This window comes from Paenibacillus sp. NPDC057967 (assembly GCF_042887015.1).
Taxonomy (GTDB): domain Bacteria; phylum Bacillota; class Bacilli; order Paenibacillales; family Paenibacillaceae; genus Pristimantibacillus.
The window spans coordinates 377,239-393,822 of sequence record NZ_JBHVQB010000006.1 but is presented as its reverse complement, the minus strand read 5'-3'; the positions used below and the strand labels follow the sequence as shown (position 1 = coordinate 393,822).

Here is a 16,584-nt window from a genome sequence, read left to right as displayed (position 1 = left end):
CAAGTGATCGTTATACTTTATTCCCCACGTTATACCAAGAGCACAGGAGCGTCAATGCAGATATGCTGCATTTTTACACTGCCCTTACGGTTTTGCACCGCTTCCCGGACTGGCCGCGATCGTCTGATGCTTGCGGCTTGATCCGAATTGAGCAAGGTAGAAGACGAGTACACCAATATGCAGCAAGGCCAATACCAAGTAGAGATTGCTGAACACCGCACTGCCGCTATCCTGATGAATGGGGTTGACCGAAGTCGTCGCCGTCCATTCCGCAATGATGCCGTACAGCCCGGAAGCCATGCCATGCGTAATGAAGCCGCACATGGAGAACAAGCCCATGCCGATCCCAGCCTGCTCCTTCGGCAGTGTGCGTGATACGGTGTTCGACATCGTAATCATCATAAAGGACTGTCCGACATTGCCCAATATAAGAATGGCAGCAATCCACCAGCCCGGAGCAGCCGCGAAGGACGACAATAAGAACAAGCAGATCATAATGAAACTGGAAGCTATCGCGTATAGAAACGCATTGCCCCTCCGGTCTGCGAGCTTGCCCGCCTTCCTGCCCAGAATGGCGGAGACGATTGCCGCAGGCACCATCACCATGCCGATCCAATAAGGAGGCAGCTCCTGAACGCGGGATAGCAGCACTGGCGTCAGGAAGTAGAACGACACGCCAATTCCGTTCACCATTACGGCCACGAGAATCATAAATGAATATTTGCGATTACGAAAAAGCTCCGGTCGGACGAACGGCTCTGCCGCGCTGCGGATTCGCCAGATGAACAGCGCGAGGAAGATAAGCCCCAGTCCAAGAGAGAACCAAGAGACATTCGTGAAACCAAATAATACAAGTCCGGCAGCCGCACCGAGCAATACGCCGCCAAGCCAGTCGAACGCCGATTTCACACCGGTATCATCCGGCAGATAGGAACGATAAAACGGGATAAGGGCGAGCAGCGCGATCGGGAAGCTGAACAGCCATCTCCAATCCGCAAAGCTCGTCAGCAGTGCCGACAATACCGGTCCAAGCGCACTTCCCAGTGCCAGTCCCGCCGCCGCCATACCTAGAGCTGCGCCTCTTCTCTCTTGTGCAATATAGCGGATCGGGATGAGCATGGATACAGCGGGAATGGCCGCCGCGCCAACCGATTGCAGGCATCTGGCAAGCAGAGCCATGCCGAAGCTTTGAGACAACAGGCCGATTATAGAGCCAACCGCAAATACGAGAAGCCCGAATGTGAGAATATTTTTCAGCTTGAACCGGTCCGCAAGCTTGCCATACGTTACGGTACCCACCGCATAGATCAGCGAATAAGCGGCTGACATCCAGCTTACTTGCGCCAGACTCAGATTGAACTCCAGACTTAATTCAGGAAGCACGATATTGAACATCATTGCGCTCATAGACGACAGCATAAGCGCAACGAGCATCACTCGAAGCAGCTTTGCCGTATGTGCGGGGTTGATCGCAGAACTCATTGTACACCTCTCCTTAATTGAATCAGGATTTTAAACAAACTCAGCATATTGAGTGCAAGTACTTACTTACATTACTTTCATAAAAAAACTAGGGAGTTAAAGCCCTAGTAAAGGTATTGACGCTTTCATCGATAAATGCATCCACCGATGACAAGCCTAGCGAGGAGCCGTCTCCTTGCAGCAAACTCATAAAAGCTCCGTGATTCATCCACATGAACGCTTTGGCCTGCAGCTCGGTATTGCAATCGGCCAGCATGCCTCGGCGCTTCATTTCATTGAAATAGTCGATTAGCAGCTCTTGCAGCTTCTGCGGGTGCTTATGCGTCGATTCCTGGAATTGCTTGATAATCGGCTTCTCCTTGAAGGCAATCTGCATCACCTTCCGATTACGGATCATGAGCTCGTGGTACCTGCTGCTGATCGTCATTAGATCATCATGCAGACTGTACGTCAGCTTCTGCTGGAACAGCTTCTCCATCTCTTCCGCATAGTGATAATGATGGAACGCCTTCTCAAGCAAATTAAGCTTGCTGCCAAAGTGGCGGAACAGCGTCACTTCGTTCACGCCTGCGCATGCTGCGATTTCCTTGGTCGATACGCCGTTATAGCCTTGCTCCGCCACGAGATCGATAACCGCCTTCATCAGCTTCTCTGCGGTGCTTAGTTTGCCATTAACGATAAGAACCCTCCTTCCTGCAAGAACGAAATGCAAGTGATCACTTTCATTTAACGTTATTCTACTTCCATATCCCATCATTTGCAAGCCTAAAAATCATTTGTCCACGATCCCGATCATAAAGCCGTCATAACCTTTGCTGCCTACTGTCTGTATGGCCGTGCAGGTCATTCTCGGCTCTGACGCCAGCTTGTCGAAAAACTGCCGTGTGCCGATAACCCGCACATCCTCGTTATTCGCGTCAATCATATCGCCGTTCCGAATCACATTGTCGCCTATAATGACCGTACCTGGACGGGAGAAGCGAAGCGCCCAATCCAGATAATGCGGGTTGTTCGGCTTATCCGCATCAATAAAGATCAGATCGAAGGGCTCCGCTTCTTCCTCCGCCAGCGCTCCCAGCTGGTCCAGCGCAAGTCCTACACGAATCTCCACGCGGTCCGCGAGTCCCGCACGCTCAATATTTCGCTTCGCTACGCTGGCATGGTGCGCTTCGTATTCCAGCGTAACCAGCTTGCCGCCTGCCGGCAGCGCTCCGGCCAGCCAGATCGTGCTGTACCCGCCAAGCGTCCCAATCTCCAGTATCCGCCTTGCTCTGTTCATTATCGCCAGCACTTGCAGCAGCTTCCCCTGCGCCGGCGATACATCGATTGCCGGCAATCCCGCTTCACGGTTGGCGGCAAGCGCTGTATCGAGCGCCTCGTCTGACGGAATCAGCTTCTCCTCCACATACTGATCGACCTTCGTCCATAACGCCTGATGATTGCTCATTCTCCCAGCTCCCTTTTACTTGAATGTCCTTCTGGCTTTATTGTAAAAGGTTTATTATCATAAAAATAATATATGTTTCTGATATACTTATATATTTTGTATATGATTTTAAAGGAGAATAGCTTATGAACTTGCATGCGCTGCGCCTTTTTCACCTTATCGCCTCTACCGGGAGCGTAACCCGCGCCTCGGAGCAGCTTAGTATCAGCCAGCCCGCCATTACATCACAGGTGAAGAAGTTCGAGAAGGAGCTCTCGCTCCAGCTGCTAAGACCAGAAGGACGGGGCATCGCTTTGACCGAAGCCGGAGAACAGCTGTCCGTGCTGGCAAGCAGACTGTTTGCGGTGGAAACCCAAATCGAGCAATTCGCGCATGATTACCGCGAAGGCGCAATCGGAAGGATACGGGTTGCCGCTACCTATCTGCCCGCACACTTCCTGCTTCCAGCCTGGATCGCCAAGTACAAGCAGTCGTACGAAGGCGTCGAGATGACGATTCATACGACCGATTCCGGCGGGGCTCTCCACAGGCTGCAGCAGATGGAAGCCGATATTGCCATCTACGGCGGCATCCCGGAGGAATATCCCGATACGATTGCCACAGAGCAATTGTTCGAGGACGAGCTGTGGTTTGTAGTCGCTCCAGGGCATCGGTACGCGGAGCAGCATATCACATTAACGGAGATGATGAGAGAACCCTTCGTCATGCGCGAGACCGGGAGCTCTACACGGGAGAGACTGTTCGCTCTGTGCCGGACGCACAACGCGCCCTCGCCCAGAATCACACTGCAATTCAATGGACTTCATGAGGCGATTACAGCTGTACTTGCGGGCTATGGCGCGAACTTCGTATCCTCTCTCGTCGTTCGGGATAAGGTAGAGCGCGGGGAGCTGTGCCGGGTATATGTAGATAGCGTGCAGCCCATCAATTCCATTGCTGTATGTACCCGCCAAAACGAACCTTTATCAGCCGCAGCCTCCCGTTTTGTAGACTTGATTCGCAGCCACCCGATCCGCTCTCAATAACACCGCTTCCGATACAGGCAACCGCTGGCTGTATCTATGCTGCGGTTTACGTCACTCCTCAACCGCTGCCGCAAGAATAGATGAAGCACATTACCTGCCATTCCGCCACATTTCCGCCCTCCGCCGCTCATAGAATGATAAAAACTGCGGGAGGTACGGACATTGAATGATCTGCGCAAAAAGATCGATCAAGGCATCAGCCAGCTTGTCGATTGGCTAGTCAAGGAACAGAAGGAGGATGGCTCCTGGCGCTTCTGCTTCGAGAACGGCATTATTATGGATGCCTATGTCCTTATCCTCTTACGGCTGCTTGAATATGAGGACGAAGACTTGCTGCACAAGCTGCATGACCGGATCGCCGGAAGCCAGCAGCCCGACGGCTGTTGGCGATTGTACCATGATGAGGAGGAAGGCAACCTCTCTGCTTCGGTCGAAGCTTATTATGCGATGCTCATATCCGGGCATAGCCATGCGAATGAAGAGCATATGCAGCGAGCCCAAGCTTATATTCTATCGCGCGGCGGCATTGGCATGGTCAAGAGCACACTCACAAAGGCCATTCTTGCGATGACGGGACAGCGGGAATGGCCGCTCTCCATCGCAACCATACCAATGGAGATCATGCTCGTCCCAAGCGAGCTGCCGCTTAGCCTCTTCTCCTTCTCCGGCTATGCCCGTGTCCACCTCGTACCTATGCTCGTAATGGGCTCCCGAAAATTCTCCCTTCGAACCGATCGCACGCCCGACTTATCGGCGCTCTATGCCCATCGAGATGCGCCGGATGAGGCTTATCTGCCCTCTCACATCGAGATGAGGAGTCAAATCCAGGCCGGGATGGGAAAGCTGATCGGGTCAGAGCGTTCCCTGCGCGATGCCGCAACCGACAAGGCGGAGGCGTTCATGCTGGAGCGGATCCAAGGCGACGGCACTCTATACAGCTACGCCACCAGTACAATCTTGATGATCTTCGCCCTGCTGGCATTGGGCTACAGTAAGGAGCATCCGGTCGTAAGCAAGGCTTGCCGCGGCCTCGCCAACATGCGCTTCAATACAGAAGGCATCACAACCATTCAGAATTCTCCCTCTGAAATCTGGGACACCGCTCTGATCAGCTATGCGCTCCAGGAAGCAGGCGTCTCCCATCGTCACGATGCCATTCTGAACGCAAGCGCCTACCTGCTGTCGAAGCAGCATACGCGCAAAGGAGATTGGAGCAAGCGTAACCCGAACACGCCGCCCGGCGGCTGGGGCTTCTCCGAGACGAATACGATGAATCCGGATGTAGATGATACGACAGCTGCTCTGCGGGCCATCCACCGGCTTGCAGTCGACGAACCCATATATGCCGAAGCGTGGCATCGCGGCTTGAAGTGGGTAACCTCCATGCAGAACAGGGATGGCGGGTGGCCCGCCTTCGAGAAGGAAACGAATAACCAGATGCTGACCTGGCTTGCTATCGAAGGGGCCAAGTCGGCGGCGATCGATCCGTCCGAAGCGGATCTGACAGGCAGGGCACTGGAATACTTAGGGAATTTTGCACAGCTTCACACGAATGAACGATGGATAAAGCGGGGAAAGGATTGGTTAATTCGGAATCAGGGGAGAAACGGCTCGTGGTACGGCAGATGGGGCGTTTGCTATCTCTACGGCACATGGGCGGCGCTCACAGGGCTGGCAGCTGCCGGTGTGCCGTCCAGCCATGAGACCATAAAAAATGGAGCCGAGTGGCTCCTCCGCATGCAGCAATCCGATGGCGGCTGGGGCGAATCCTGCCGCAGCGACTCCAAGTCCCATTATGTCTCGATCGGCGCCAGCACCCCATCCCAGACCGCCTGGGCACTGGATGCGCTGATCGCCGTTTCGCCGGAGGCGACTCCCGCCATTAATCGCGGCATTGATCGGCTGATCGGCTTTTTGCATGAAAACAACTGGAAGACCCACTATCCGACCGGCGCCGCCTTGCCTGGCTATTTCTATGTGCGATACCATAGCTACCGGTACATCTGGCCGCTTGTTGCCCTGGCACATTATCGAAACAAATTCAGCTAATGGCCATGCGCCAGCACATTGACGAGCTTTCCGAAGGGATCGCGCACGTAGAACCGCCTGACACCCCAAGGCTCGTCAGCCGGACCGTATTCAACCGCATACCCGGCATGAACACAACGGGAATAGGCTTCGTCCACGTCATCCACTTCAATGGACAGATCAGGAACCGCAGTTCCGCTGCCTCCTTCGGTGGCTACACTAATCTGAACTTGCATCTGATCTTCCGATCCATAGGTTGCAATCCACCCGTGGTCCATCAGCAACTCAAGACCTAATACATCCCGATAGAAGCGCTGTCCGGCTTCCATATCCGCCGTCGCTATATTCGCTACAATTCGTTTTACCTTCACATTAACACCTCAATTTTAGAATGTACTGGTTCAGCACTCCGTTTAACCTTGCGGTTCCGCAGCCTCGGAAGAAAATTTCTCCTGGAACATCCGGGGCAAATGTTTAATTTTATAATCGATTGTAGCCAGACTGCGCTGCATCTCCTTCAATTGGGCTTCTACTTTGTGCCGATGCTGAACCAAGATGTCTACGCCCTTCTCCAGCACTGCGTCATTGTCCATGCAATGCTGGATGAGAGTGCGGATGTCCTTGATCGGCATGCCCGTATTTTTCAGGCAGCAGAGCAGATCAAGCCAGTCGATATCTTGTTCGTGGAACACCCGCGTGCCGTTCTGACGGTCCACGAAGGGCAGCAAGCCCTCTTTGTCGTAATAACGTATCGTGTGGATGGACAGATTGGTTTTCTGTGCGACTTGCGAGATGGTATAACTCATAGCCATCTTCTCCGTTTCGTTTAGTCATTGATGACATTATTGTTGATGCGCGGTTCCTTCGCCTTTATTTGAGACATCCTAATCGAAGGCTGTTGACATAGAGTCCACTCTAGCGTTTATCGTAGGGTTATATTCTATTATACTCAACTTTAGGAGGAATCAAGATATGAAGTACATAGACATCGCCGGAACGGATCTTCACGTATCCAACATCATTATGGGCAATATGCGGCTTAAGCAGCTTTCTGTGACAGAAGCGGAGAAGCTGATCCGCACTGCAATGGAGCAAGGCGTCAACCTGTTCGACCATGCCGATATCTACGGCGCCGGATCTTGCGAAGAGCATTTCTCCGAAGCTATCGGCATGAACGCTTCCCTGCGCGAGGGAATGGTGCTGCAGAGCAAATGCGGGATCCGCAAAGGCTTCTTCGACTTCTCCAAGGAACATATCATCGCTTCGACCGAGGGCATCTTGAAGCGGCTGAATACTGATTATCTGGACATTCTGCTGCTGCATCGTCCCGATACGCTGGTCGAACCTGAGGAAGTGGCAGAAGCATTCAACGAGCTTCACGCCAGCGGCAAGGTCCGTTACTTCGGCGTCTCCAACCATACGCCTATGCAAATTGAGCTGTTGCAGAAGCACCTGTCCCACAAGCTCATTGTGAATCAGATGCAGCTTAGCGCTACGCATACGCCGATGATTGACTCCGGCATTGCGCTGAACATGAATATCGACCAATCGGTCAACCGCGACAGCGGCGTACTCGATTATTGCCGTCTGAACGACATTACGATCCAGGCTTGGTCTCCATTCCAGAAAGCCTTCTTCGACGGCCCGTTCCTTGGCGACCTTGAGAACTATCCGGAGCTGAACCAATTGATTGATAGTCTGGCGGCCAAATACGGTGTATCCAGTACCGCCATTGCTGTCGCTTGGATCACCAGACATCCGGCCAACATTCAAGTCGTGCTGGGCACCACGAATGTTGACCGTCTGAAGGACGGCTGCCAAGGCTCCGACATTAAGCTGACTCGCGAGGAATGGTACGGCATCTATACCGCAGCAGGCCATATCCTGCCTTAATCAATACTCGATCTCTGCGCTATTCCCAGGCGGGATTCCATACCACTTCCCACAGATGGCCATCCGGGTCCATGAAATGGCCGGAGTAGCCGCCCCAGAAGGCATCATGAGCCGGGTCCGTAATCGCGGCCCCGGCTTTCTCCGCTTGCTCCATGATGCGATCCACTTCTTCCCTGCTGTCTACATTATGTCCGATCGTAAGCTCGGTCGAGCTTGCTGGCGCGAGCGGCACCTTGGCTTCGTGTGCCAGCGACTTCCGCTCCCATATCGCCAGCCTTAGCCTGCCCTCCAATTCGAAAAACGCGACAGCGCCATGCTCAAATTCCGTTCCTATGATGCCTTTCGTCGGAAAGCCAAGTCCATCTCTGTAGAATTCCAGCGAACGCTGCAAGTCATCCACTCCTAATGTCAACACTGTAATCTTTGGCTTCATTCTTGACTCGACTACTTCGGGAATATCTCCGTTCGCTTAAGATCTGGCCTTCATAAATTCCATCATCATTTCTTTCACCAGCAGAAGCTGCCGCTCCGGCTCAACATCCGAAGGCAGCATTAATACGTTTTTCTGATAGGCGAGCTTGCTCGCGAACAGTCCAAACGCATTCACCAGCGTGATCAGCATTTCTTCGGGAGGCAGATCGGAGCGAAGCGAGCTGTCCTGCCCGCCATCCTCGATCATCGCGGTGAAAATCGCAAAAATCTCCCTGCCCGCTATACCGTGTTTGCTGACATCGCCATACAACCCTCTTGCATGCGCCACACTCAGATGCAGATCCTCCAAAAACTTGATAAAGGAGCTTCTTCTTTCCTCCAACATCGAAATAAAGTAGTCGAACAAGAGGCCAATTTTCTCCAGACACGTCACATCTTGCTCCGCAATACCGGCAAAGGTAATCCGAATCTCTTCCATAATGCCGTCCGCCAGAACAGTCACAAGCTGCTCCTTCGTCGGGAAATACCGGAACACCGTTGCGACGCCAATGCCCGCTTCCTTGGCGATATCGTTCATCGTAGCCCCTTCAATGCCTTTCCGAAAAAATACCGACTCCGCCGCTTGTACGATTTGCTGGTGACGGGCTTTTTTGCTTTCGTCCCTTTCTTGCTTGTATCGATCCTGAGGCTTCATTGCACGTATGATCCCTTCTAACCTTGTATGTCAAAATTATAACCTCTGTGCGCCTGCGATCACAAGGAATGCAAGGGGCGGCGGCGGGGAATTGTATAATGAAACGGAAGATGATATAATCGATATGATGGTGATAGTCACTACTATCATCATTAAACTATTCTTTTGAACCACCATAGAGGAGGCAAACATAAAATGACTCGAATGAATGGAAAAGTAGCCATCGTAACCGGAGCAGGAAGCGGCATGGGACTGGAAGAAGCGCGCTTGCTCGCGCAAGAAGGCGCAAAGGTGGTCTTGACGGACATCAATTTTGACGCGGTACAAGCCGTGGCGAAGGGTATTCAAGAAGACGGCGGCGATGCGATTGCCATCAAGCATGATGTCGCATCGGAAGACAACTGGGTCGAAGTCGTCGCAGAGGCGGTCAGCAAGTACGGCAAAATCGATGTGCTTGTGAACAATGCAGGCATTTCCATGGCCGTCGGCCTGCTGGATACCTCCATGGATCAATGGAACAGAGTGATGAATATTAATGTGACAAGCGTATTTCTCGGCATGAAGCATGTCATTCCTCATATGATTTCAGGCGGAGGCGGTTCCATTATTAACATCTCCTCCATTGCAGGCTTGACCGGCAGCAGCGGCGCAGGGGCGTACACAGCATCCAAAGGCGCGGTGCGTATGCTGAGCAAAGCGGCGGCAGTCGATTACGGCAGCCAAAACATTCGCGTCAACTCGGTGCATCCTGGCTTTATTGCCACGCCAATGAGCAACCAATTCGTCGAAGATCCGCAAATGCTGCAATTTTTCCTGTCGCAGACAGCGCTGCCGCGTGTCGGGGAAGCTTCGGAAGTGGCGCGCGCCGTTCTCTTCCTGGCATCGGATGACGCTTCTTATGTGACTGGCGTAGAATTGCCTGTAGACGGCGGCGTAACGGCAAAATAATTTAAACCAGACTGCCGGGCTCTTAGCCCTTGTTCATTCTAACCCTAACATCTTGCTGGCGTCAGTCTGGCTTGCAACACACAATCGCCCTCCTCTCGCATTATGCGAAAGGAGGGCGATTGTGCTGTCACGTTTATTATGTCCATGGCTATTCCGACTTTCGACGCAATCAATGGTCAAATCGCTTAATGGGCAGGTTTGCCCTGATCGATCCGTTTGAGATGCTTTCTGTTCAGCCCGATAAACAACACAGACAGCAGCACAAATCCGGCGCCTACAAAAAACGGAAGGCGAACGTTGAAATGCTCCGCGAGCTTGTTCGCCATGACAGGCGATATAGCCGCTCCGATAAAACGCAGGAAGCTGTAGGCAGCCGATGAGGTGGAACGCGCTACGGGCGCGGCATCCATAACCGCTGTCGTAATGAGCGTATTGCTATTGCCCAGTATGGCTCCCGCAAAGATGACAGCCGCAATAACGACTTCTTTCGTTGTAGTATATAGTCCCATGACGGCAAGATCCAGTACAAACAGCAGCAGCATCAGGCTCATCGCTTTTATCGTGCCGAGCCGTCTCTGCAGCTTGGGCGCCATGAATACGGACGTCAGGGCCAGCAGCACGCCCCAGCCCAAAAACACAAATCCCATCTCCTGCGGCTTCAACCCCATTACGAACGGCGCATATGCCATAATCGTGAAAAAGCCGACATTATAAAGAGCCGCCACAATGCCAAGCACAAGCAGCGAACGATGCTTCATCGCGCGAAACGGCTCTAGCAGTGAAGCTGGCGCTGGCGGCGCTCCCGACGCAAGCGGCTTCGGCTTCGGCATCGAAGCCGTCAACACGAGAAAGCCAAGCACCATAAGGATCGAGACACCGAAGAACGGCCCTCTCCAGGAAATGGACCCAAGCGTCCCGCCCAGCAGCGGACCGACCGACAAGCCTATGCCGACTGCCGCCTCGTACAGAATGATCGCTTTGGCGGTTCCAGTGCTGGACAAGGATACCATCGCTGACAGAGCAGTAGCGACGAACAGCGCATTGCCAAGCCCCCACCCTGCGCGCAATCCGACCAGCGTCCATATATCGCCAGCGAATCCGCCCAGCACCGAGACCAAAGCGATGATCCCGATTCCCGCCAGCAGCGTTCGCTTCATGCCGAATCGTGTGGAAACGACGCCGGTAATGAGCATAGCCACAGCCATGACCGCATTGTAGCTGGTATACAGCAGGCTGACCTCGCTCGGCGAAGCCATCAGCTTCTCCGACAGCTCACGCAGAATCGGATTGACAAGACCCATCCCCATAAACGCAATAATGCTCGTAAAAAAAACAGCCCACACCGCTATCGGCTGGCCGAGAAAGCCGCTCTTCACCAAAGTGGCGTTCAGCTCCGCCGGAGCAGCTGATGATTTCGCTAATGATGACATCATTCTATCCCCTTCTAAATATAATCCGACTTATAAACTTGTATCATACAACTATTTGATTGTATAATACAATTATATGTCTGTCAATGATCCAAGTGGCGATCCTCCCTGTTGACAATCCCCCCGTATCTATTATGATGTTCATGAACAGCAGGAAAAAGAAGGAGGCGATTTTATGGTGAGCGACCGCTCATTGGAGACGATTGAATTCGAGCTGGCGGTGCTGATCCGCCGGGTCATGTCGATCAGCGCGAACAAAAAAGGAGCCAAGCTCGACAGGGCCGCCTACTTGCTTCTGCATCAAATCTTGGTGCAAGGCTCAGCCGGCGTAAAGGCTTTGGGCGAAGAGCTTCAACTGGATATATCTACCGTCAGCCGGCAAGCCGCCGTGCTGGAGCAGAAGGGATATGTACGGAAAGTACCCGATGCACAGGACGGGAGAGCTTACTTTTATCAAATCACGGCGCTTGGCGAAACGGATCTGCAAGAATATAGACAAGCCAGACTGGCCAGCATTAACCGGCTGGTCGAGGGCTGGCATGAGGAGGAGCGGGAGCAATTCGGCCAGTTGCTCATGAAGTTTAACCAGTCGCTGAAGCACCGCACCCGGCCGGACAACCATGCATAAATACGGCAAAGGCTTCCGAACTCAAATTCGGAAGCCTTTTCAGGTCTCTAGCTTATCCGTTAGAGGCGACTCTTGCTTATGCCTACGCCCCGGATTCTCTCAGGTTCAGCTCCACAATCTTTTGGTCCGACATGCTGTAGACAAGCTCTCCCGCGTACTCCGCAGATTCACCTTCCCACTGAATCCGCAAGCGCAGCCGATCCGAATCTACCCATTCCAATGCTTCCACATAAGAATCAGGACGCCTTCCGTCGACTGTTGTTTCTCCATCCCAAAATGTGCGAATCGCCTCTACATCCGGCACGGCAAGCTCGGCGACACGCTCAGTATCCACAACAACTGTGCCCCCACCGGTTCTCGCTTGGAAGGACACCGCGGCATATCGGTTATCTGGCGACCATAGAAACGACTGCTGATAATAGCCCGGGAAGAGCTCCCAAAGCACTTCACCATCATCAGCCTTCAAAAGCCGGATGCCCTCCGCTGCCATCATGCCACCCGACGTGACATGCTCCGCCTGACCATAGACTTCGAAGGAATACTCCCCGTTCGGCGACTCAGACTTATAAGAAGCCGGATACGCTTCCCCTTGCAGAGCTGTTACGATATTCGGTTCTGATGGCGCTTGCTCCAAATACCGGCCCAGCTGCTCAACATGATTTTGCTTATCTGTAAAATCAGCTTCAAAGGAGAAGTCGGAACGCTTGTATTCAAGCAGAGGAACATAGTCGGACGGAATAAGCTCATCTGGCTCTCCCGTAGTGCGGTAAGCGAATGTCAGGCGGTCTACATTGCCGATCATCGCGAACAACACAATGGCATTGCTCCGGCTTTGCTCCGCAAACTCCGCGTCCCTCGCTGCATCCGGGAGCTCTCCGTAGCTAGCCGGGTCAAGTGGTTCATAGAATAGCGTTAATCCATAAGGTTGCTCTGAGCTTGCAATTGCCATATATCTTTGCATATAGCGGGGATCAGGTGAAGGAAGCCAGCTGGTGATTCCGGACACCTTCGAATTGTCGCCGACATACGGCGTCATATTCTCGGCGATCCGCTCCAGATCATACCCTGCGTATAATATTGAAGCCTCGGTCGCTTGCGTCGCAGATTTGCCTAGCGGCTCGGCAGCCCATACGAACAGTGCTCCCCATAGAAGCGCTGCCGCGCCTCCGAGAGCTGCGATCATTAACATTTTTTTAGGTGCATTATTTTTATTTATAATCATGAGTCCTTGCCCTCCGCATCTGCTGCATCAACATATTTCCAATTCATTATCGTACATTTCATCTTATCCATGATATAGTAAAATCGCATCTACTTCAAAAGTCAGGTTATGACATAGGAGGAGTTCCATGGACTACATACGGGATTATGCCATGTACGCGTCCATCTTCGGCATGTTCAGCTTTGTCTGGTTCGGCTGGGCGCAGGAGCGTCCGCGCAGCAGCTGGCGTCCCTATCTCGGGATTGCGTCCGGCATTGCGCTGCTGGTCTGCTTGCTTGGCGTATATTTGAGCATTACGAATTGGAGCGAACCGTCCGCCCTGAATGACGGCGCTACATTCACAACGTACCTGATCACCGTCTACATCGAGTTTTTCCTCGCTGGGCTTGGCGCTTTTCTGCTCATCCGCAAAAAACAAAGCGACTTCGTGGCGCCCTGGATCGCTTTTATCGTCGGCATTCATTTTGTCGGTCTCGTCAGCGTATTCGACGACCCCGCTTTGTATGTGCTGGCAGCGCTGCTGGTTGCGGCAGCAATCATAGCGGTGTATCTCGCACCGAGGCTGCAAGTCGCCCGAAGCGCCGTGACCGGCATCGGTTCCGGCACCATCTTGTTTTGCTTTGCGATTCTTGGCCTTATTCGATTCTTCTCGGTATAAAGGTTGTGAAGCTGCCTGTCGCATATATTTATTCTTTTCAAAAAAAGGAGACCATGTCTCCTTTTTTTGTTGGTCATGCGGATTGACAAGGCATCCCAGGTGAAGATGAAGCCTATCTCCGCAAGGCTGTTCAATTGCTGCTTCACGGTTTGTTGAATGAGCAACTCACCTAACTTTCGCAGTGATTTGTTGTCAGCCAGACTGTAAGATGACACATGTATGCGCAGGTGTCAGATTACAGGCCTTTTTTCACCCTTATTTTGAGTGATCACTCAATCAACAACTATTGTTAGCAATTTTAAGTTCGTATCCAAATTTATTGAAAGAGGAGGCTGTCCGTATGTGGCTGGACGCAACTGTTGATTTGGAGTTCCTGATGTGGCTTTTCGTTGTCGTATTCTTCCTTCACGACGGAGAAGAGATCGTGACGATGGAGAGATGGGTACGGAAGCATCACGAAAAAGCGAAGCTCGCATTCGATCTTCGCTTGGTTGATTTAAACAAAAATTTGACGGTGCAATTCGCTATAGGCGTGCTCACCATCGGAATTGCACTCGTGCTTACGACGTACGGGGCGGTGCCGCTTGCCGGGGGCAAGCATGTCATCTATGCGCTGTTCACCGGATTTGTAGCCGTCTTTCTGCTGGACGGGCTGAAGCATATCGGCATATCGCTTATGCTGAAGACGTATACGCCCGGCGTAGTGACAGCCGCTGTTCTTGAAGTTCCGTACGGCGCTTATACATTATACCGTCTGTTTAATAAAGGCATGCTGGATGCTATTACCTTGCTTAAGGGCACCGCAATGGCGTTGCCGCTTGTTCTGGTGCTGGTCGCAGCGGGACTCATGCTAGGAGGCCGGATTGCTCCCCGCAGCACTCGAAGCTGAAGGATAGGCGCCGTCCTCCGCATTCACTTGTTCGGGATTCGCCCGATATTGCCCGGGCGTCATACCCGTCCACTTCTTGAAGGCGCTCTGGAACGCGCTTGGCTCAGAGAAGTGAAGGGCGTAAGCAATATCGCCGACAGAAGCGTTCCGATTGCGCAAATACCCCATTGCCAGCTCCTTTCGTACATGAACGGATAAACCATTAAAGGTCGTGTTTTCGGACTTTAGCTTATGCTGGAGCGTTCTGACGCTCATGCCGAACTGCTCGGCCGCCTGCTGCAAGGTGGGATAGCGGGTCGGAAGCGTCTTTTTGATCCAAAGCATCATTTGCTCCTGAAGTCCTGCGGCTTCCGCCATCCCATCCTTTGTTTCCTGGGCAATCGACTCGAAGAGAGACAGCAGCCTGGGATCGGAATAAATAACGGGATAATCCAGTGTTTCCTTGCTCATGCGCAGGCTGTTGGCCTTACAGCCAAAGGAAGGCGGCCGTCCGAATACAGACAGATACGGCTCCAGATCGGACGGCGCCTCATGCGAGAATTGAAGCTCATGCAGCGGGATGCTCCGATTGCTTAGCTTGCCGATCATGCGGTAGAGCGAGCAAGCCATATCCTCCATACAGTGGCGCGAATCTCCGCTGCCCTCCTGCAGCCTCATCGTCAGCAGGAAGTCGTCGCCTTGCGTCTCCCATGCCAGAGTAAATCCGCTGCACAGAATCACATTGTACCGCTGGTACGCGGCTAGGGCATCGCCAATGGTACGGGAATGCATCATGACATAGCCGAGCAAGCCCATATCGGCAAATTCCATAATCAGCCCTTGATGCAGGCCAAAATGCCCGTCGCCGGTATAAGCCGCCGCCTCCATCATAAGCCGCTTCAGCTCCGAGCCCGGAATGCGCGCCTCCACATCCTGCAGCAAAGCAGAGTCGAAGGACGCATACCGGCAGAAGTCCTCCACATCGTATCCTTTATGCACAATCGTCTTCATGACGGGGAAAACCATTGAGATAGCTACGCTTGGGTCGCTCATATTCTTACCTCCAACTGCGCAAATCAGCACTTCCGATTGCGCATTCGATCATAGTGTTGCACAGGGATTCCCTATATTCTTGTATTAGTCCTACACCACTATCATATAGGAGGAACATCCCCATGAAAACGAATATTCTGGTCATTAACGGCCATCCCGATCCAAAAAGCTTCAGCTCCGCGTTGTCTGAAGCTTATATAGCAGGCGCTGAAGCAAACGGGGCGCAGGTCCGTTATCTCGATTTGAGCAAGCTCAGCTTCAATCCGATACTCCAATACGGTTATCGCCAAAGAACGGAGCTGGAGCCGGAGCTCCTCGAAGCGCAAGAGCTCATCCGCTGGGCGCATCACCTCGTGTTCGTCTATCCGACCTGGTGGGGCGCCATGCCAGCCCTGCTCAAAGGATTTATCGACCGCGTCTTCCTGCCCGGCTTCGCCTTCAAATACCGTCAAAACTCCCAGCTATGGGATAAGCTGCTGTCCGGGCGCACAGCGCATCTGATCGTCACAATGGACACTCCGTCCTGGTATAACCGGTGGATCTATGGGCATGCCGGCCATAACGTCATGAAGCGCAACATCTTGGAATTCTGCGGCATTAAGCCTGTACGCATCACCGAAATAACGCCAATCAAGCCGTCCACTCCCGAACAGCGGGCCAAATGGCTGGATCAGGCGCAGCGGCTAGGAGCAAAGCGCGCATAATGGGCATGGCAACATCATCCGGTGCAAGAGAGCTGATTAACCTGGGCTGTACCTCTGGTGCATGAAGCGCGC

Annotated in this window: 18 protein-coding genes; 8 read left to right on the top strand and 10 right to left on the bottom strand. The window is 52.9% G+C overall.

What is annotated here, in order from left to right; all coding sequences use genetic code 11:
- Positions 1-84: 84 nt before the first annotated feature.
- From ACFVSO_RS17935 to ACFVSO_RS17925, 3 genes are all read right to left on the bottom strand, one after another.
- Positions 85-1,482: an MFS transporter gene (locus tag ACFVSO_RS17935; protein WP_387476005.1), complete on the bottom strand. Its 1,398-nt coding sequence runs from the start codon at positions 1,480-1,482 to the stop codon at positions 85-87.
- An 88-nt stretch (positions 1,483-1,570) separates the two neighbouring features.
- Positions 1,571-2,194, bottom strand: a complete 624-nt coding sequence (locus ACFVSO_RS17930; RefSeq protein ID WP_387476003.1) for a TetR/AcrR family transcriptional regulator — start codon at positions 2,192-2,194, stop codon at positions 1,571-1,573.
- A 60-nt stretch (positions 2,195-2,254) separates the two neighbouring features.
- Positions 2,255-2,929 carry an O-methyltransferase gene (locus ACFVSO_RS17925; protein ID WP_387476001.1) on the bottom strand — a complete coding sequence of 225 codons (675 nt, stop codon included), beginning with the start codon at positions 2,927-2,929 and terminating at the stop codon, positions 2,255-2,257.
- A gap of 125 nt (positions 2,930-3,054) precedes the next feature.
- Between ACFVSO_RS17925 and ACFVSO_RS17920 the strand changes: the two genes are divergently transcribed.
- On the top strand, positions 3,055-3,954 hold the full coding sequence (locus ACFVSO_RS17920; RefSeq protein WP_387475999.1) for a LysR family transcriptional regulator: 900 nt from the start codon (positions 3,055-3,057) through the stop codon (positions 3,952-3,954).
- Positions 3,955-4,116: 162 nt separating this feature from the next.
- Entirely contained in the window at positions 4,117-6,003 is a 1,887-nt protein-coding gene (gene shc, locus ACFVSO_RS17915) for a squalene--hopene cyclase (RefSeq protein ID WP_387475997.1), read from the top strand.
- Here the strand turns inward: shc and ACFVSO_RS17910 are convergent.
- Together ACFVSO_RS17910 and ACFVSO_RS17905 are read right to left on the bottom strand one after the other, a co-directional pair.
- Entirely contained in the window at positions 6,000-6,353 is a 354-nt protein-coding gene (locus ACFVSO_RS17910; RefSeq protein WP_387475995.1) for a VOC family protein, read from the bottom strand. The two genes, shc and ACFVSO_RS17910, sit on opposite strands and share 4 nt — an antisense overlap.
- Positions 6,354-6,395: 42 nt before the next feature.
- Positions 6,396-6,788: a MerR family transcriptional regulator gene (locus tag ACFVSO_RS17905; RefSeq protein ID WP_387475993.1), complete on the bottom strand. Its 393-nt coding sequence runs from the start codon at positions 6,786-6,788 to the stop codon at positions 6,396-6,398.
- 166 nt (positions 6,789-6,954) lie between these two features.
- Here ACFVSO_RS17905 and ACFVSO_RS17900 point away from each other — a divergent pair, with 166 nt between their 5' ends.
- Positions 6,955-7,875, top strand: a complete 921-nt coding sequence (locus ACFVSO_RS17900; RefSeq protein WP_387475991.1) for an aldo/keto reductase — start codon at positions 6,955-6,957, stop codon at positions 7,873-7,875.
- Positions 7,876-7,894: 19 nt separating this feature from the next.
- Here the strand turns inward: ACFVSO_RS17900 and ACFVSO_RS17895 are convergent, their stop codons facing one another.
- Positions 7,895-8,308: a VOC family protein gene (locus ACFVSO_RS17895; protein ID WP_387475989.1), complete on the bottom strand. Its 414-nt coding sequence runs from the start codon at positions 8,306-8,308 to the stop codon at positions 7,895-7,897.
- A 36-nt stretch (positions 8,309-8,344) separates the two neighbouring features.
- Positions 8,345-9,001: a TetR/AcrR family transcriptional regulator gene (locus ACFVSO_RS17890; protein ID WP_387475987.1), complete on the bottom strand. Its 657-nt coding sequence runs from the start codon at positions 8,999-9,001 to the stop codon at positions 8,345-8,347.
- A gap of 195 nt (positions 9,002-9,196) precedes the next feature.
- On the opposite strand from ACFVSO_RS17890, the gene ACFVSO_RS17885 reads away from it, so the two are divergent.
- Positions 9,197-9,949 carry an SDR family NAD(P)-dependent oxidoreductase gene (locus ACFVSO_RS17885; RefSeq protein ID WP_387475985.1) on the top strand — a complete coding sequence of 251 codons (753 nt, stop codon included), beginning with the start codon at positions 9,197-9,199 and terminating at the stop codon, positions 9,947-9,949.
- 185 nt (positions 9,950-10,134) lie between these two features.
- Here the strand turns inward: ACFVSO_RS17885 and ACFVSO_RS17880 are convergent, their stop codons facing one another.
- Positions 10,135-11,379 carry an MFS transporter gene (locus tag ACFVSO_RS17880; RefSeq protein ID WP_387476236.1) on the bottom strand — a complete coding sequence of 415 codons (1,245 nt, stop codon included), beginning with the start codon at positions 11,377-11,379 and terminating at the stop codon, positions 10,135-10,137.
- A gap of 175 nt (positions 11,380-11,554) precedes the next feature.
- On the opposite strand from ACFVSO_RS17880, the gene ACFVSO_RS17875 reads away from it, so the two are divergent.
- Positions 11,555-12,007, top strand: coding sequence for a MarR family winged helix-turn-helix transcriptional regulator (locus tag ACFVSO_RS17875; RefSeq protein ID WP_387475983.1), 453 nt, complete (start codon positions 11,555-11,557; stop codon positions 12,005-12,007).
- Positions 12,008-12,089: 82 nt separating this feature from the next.
- Here the strand turns inward: ACFVSO_RS17875 and ACFVSO_RS17870 are convergent, their stop codons facing one another.
- Positions 12,090-13,229: a DUF4825 domain-containing protein gene (locus ACFVSO_RS17870; RefSeq protein WP_387475981.1), complete on the bottom strand. Its 1,140-nt coding sequence runs from the start codon at positions 13,227-13,229 to the stop codon at positions 12,090-12,092.
- A 127-nt stretch (positions 13,230-13,356) separates the two neighbouring features.
- On the opposite strand from ACFVSO_RS17870, the gene ACFVSO_RS17865 reads away from it, so the two are divergent.
- Together ACFVSO_RS17865 and ACFVSO_RS17860 are read left to right on the top strand one after the other, a co-directional pair.
- Positions 13,357-13,887 carry a hypothetical protein gene (locus ACFVSO_RS17865; RefSeq protein WP_387475979.1) on the top strand — a complete coding sequence of 177 codons (531 nt, stop codon included), beginning with the start codon at positions 13,357-13,359 and terminating at the stop codon, positions 13,885-13,887.
- Between the two features lie 340 nt (positions 13,888-14,227).
- Positions 14,228-14,776, top strand: coding sequence for an HXXEE domain-containing protein (locus ACFVSO_RS17860; protein WP_387475977.1), 549 nt, complete (start codon positions 14,228-14,230; stop codon positions 14,774-14,776).
- Here ACFVSO_RS17860 and ACFVSO_RS17855 read toward each other — a convergent pair.
- Positions 14,738-15,808 carry an AraC family transcriptional regulator gene (locus ACFVSO_RS17855; protein WP_387475975.1) on the bottom strand — a complete coding sequence of 357 codons (1,071 nt, stop codon included), beginning with the start codon at positions 15,806-15,808 and terminating at the stop codon, positions 14,738-14,740. The genes ACFVSO_RS17860 and ACFVSO_RS17855 overlap by 39 nt on opposite strands.
- Before the next feature lie 122 nt (positions 15,809-15,930).
- Here ACFVSO_RS17855 and ACFVSO_RS17850 point away from each other — a divergent pair, with 122 nt between their 5' ends.
- Positions 15,931-16,512 carry an NAD(P)H-dependent oxidoreductase gene (locus ACFVSO_RS17850; protein WP_387475973.1) on the top strand — a complete coding sequence of 194 codons (582 nt, stop codon included), beginning with the start codon at positions 15,931-15,933 and terminating at the stop codon, positions 16,510-16,512.
- The last annotated feature ends 72 nt before the right edge of the window (positions 16,513-16,584 follow it).

What these genes read in the sequence shown, in the direction of transcription:
- ACFVSO_RS17935 (WP_387476005.1), bottom strand. Translation starts at nt 1,482, where the DNA reads ATGAGTTCTGCGATCAACCCCGCACATACGGCAAAGCTGCTTCGAGTG.
- ACFVSO_RS17925 (WP_387476001.1), bottom strand. Translation starts at nt 2,929, where the DNA reads ATGAGCAATCATCAGGCGTTATGGACGAAGGTCGATCAGTATGTGGAG.
- ACFVSO_RS17920 (WP_387475999.1), top strand. Translation starts at nt 3,055, where the DNA reads ATGAACTTGCATGCGCTGCGCCTTTTTCACCTTATCGCCTCTACCGGG.
- ACFVSO_RS17905 (WP_387475993.1), bottom strand. Translation starts at nt 6,788, where the DNA reads ATGAGTTATACCATCTCGCAAGTCGCACAGAAAACCAATCTGTCCATC.
- ACFVSO_RS17900 (WP_387475991.1), top strand. Translation starts at nt 6,955, where the DNA reads ATGAAGTACATAGACATCGCCGGAACGGATCTTCACGTATCCAACATC.
- ACFVSO_RS17895 (WP_387475989.1), bottom strand. Translation starts at nt 8,308, where the DNA reads ATGAAGCCAAAGATTACAGTGTTGACATTAGGAGTGGATGACTTGCAG.
- ACFVSO_RS17890 (WP_387475987.1), bottom strand. Translation starts at nt 9,001, where the DNA reads ATGAAGCCTCAGGATCGATACAAGCAAGAAAGGGACGAAAGCAAAAAA.
- ACFVSO_RS17885 (WP_387475985.1), top strand. Translation starts at nt 9,197, where the DNA reads ATGACTCGAATGAATGGAAAAGTAGCCATCGTAACCGGAGCAGGAAGC.
- ACFVSO_RS17880 (WP_387476236.1), bottom strand. Translation starts at nt 11,379, where the DNA reads ATGTCATCATTAGCGAAATCATCAGCTGCTCCGGCGGAGCTGAACGCC.
- ACFVSO_RS17875 (WP_387475983.1), top strand. Translation starts at nt 11,555, where the DNA reads ATGGTGAGCGACCGCTCATTGGAGACGATTGAATTCGAGCTGGCGGTG.
- ACFVSO_RS17870 (WP_387475981.1), bottom strand. Translation starts at nt 13,229, where the DNA reads ATGATTATAAATAAAAATAATGCACCTAAAAAAATGTTAATGATCGCA.
- ACFVSO_RS17865 (WP_387475979.1), top strand. Translation starts at nt 13,357, where the DNA reads ATGGACTACATACGGGATTATGCCATGTACGCGTCCATCTTCGGCATG.
- ACFVSO_RS17860 (WP_387475977.1), top strand. Translation starts at nt 14,228, where the DNA reads ATGTGGCTGGACGCAACTGTTGATTTGGAGTTCCTGATGTGGCTTTTC.
- ACFVSO_RS17855 (WP_387475975.1), bottom strand. Translation starts at nt 15,808, where the DNA reads ATGAGCGACCCAAGCGTAGCTATCTCAATGGTTTTCCCCGTCATGAAG.
- ACFVSO_RS17850 (WP_387475973.1), top strand. Translation starts at nt 15,931, where the DNA reads ATGAAAACGAATATTCTGGTCATTAACGGCCATCCCGATCCAAAAAGC.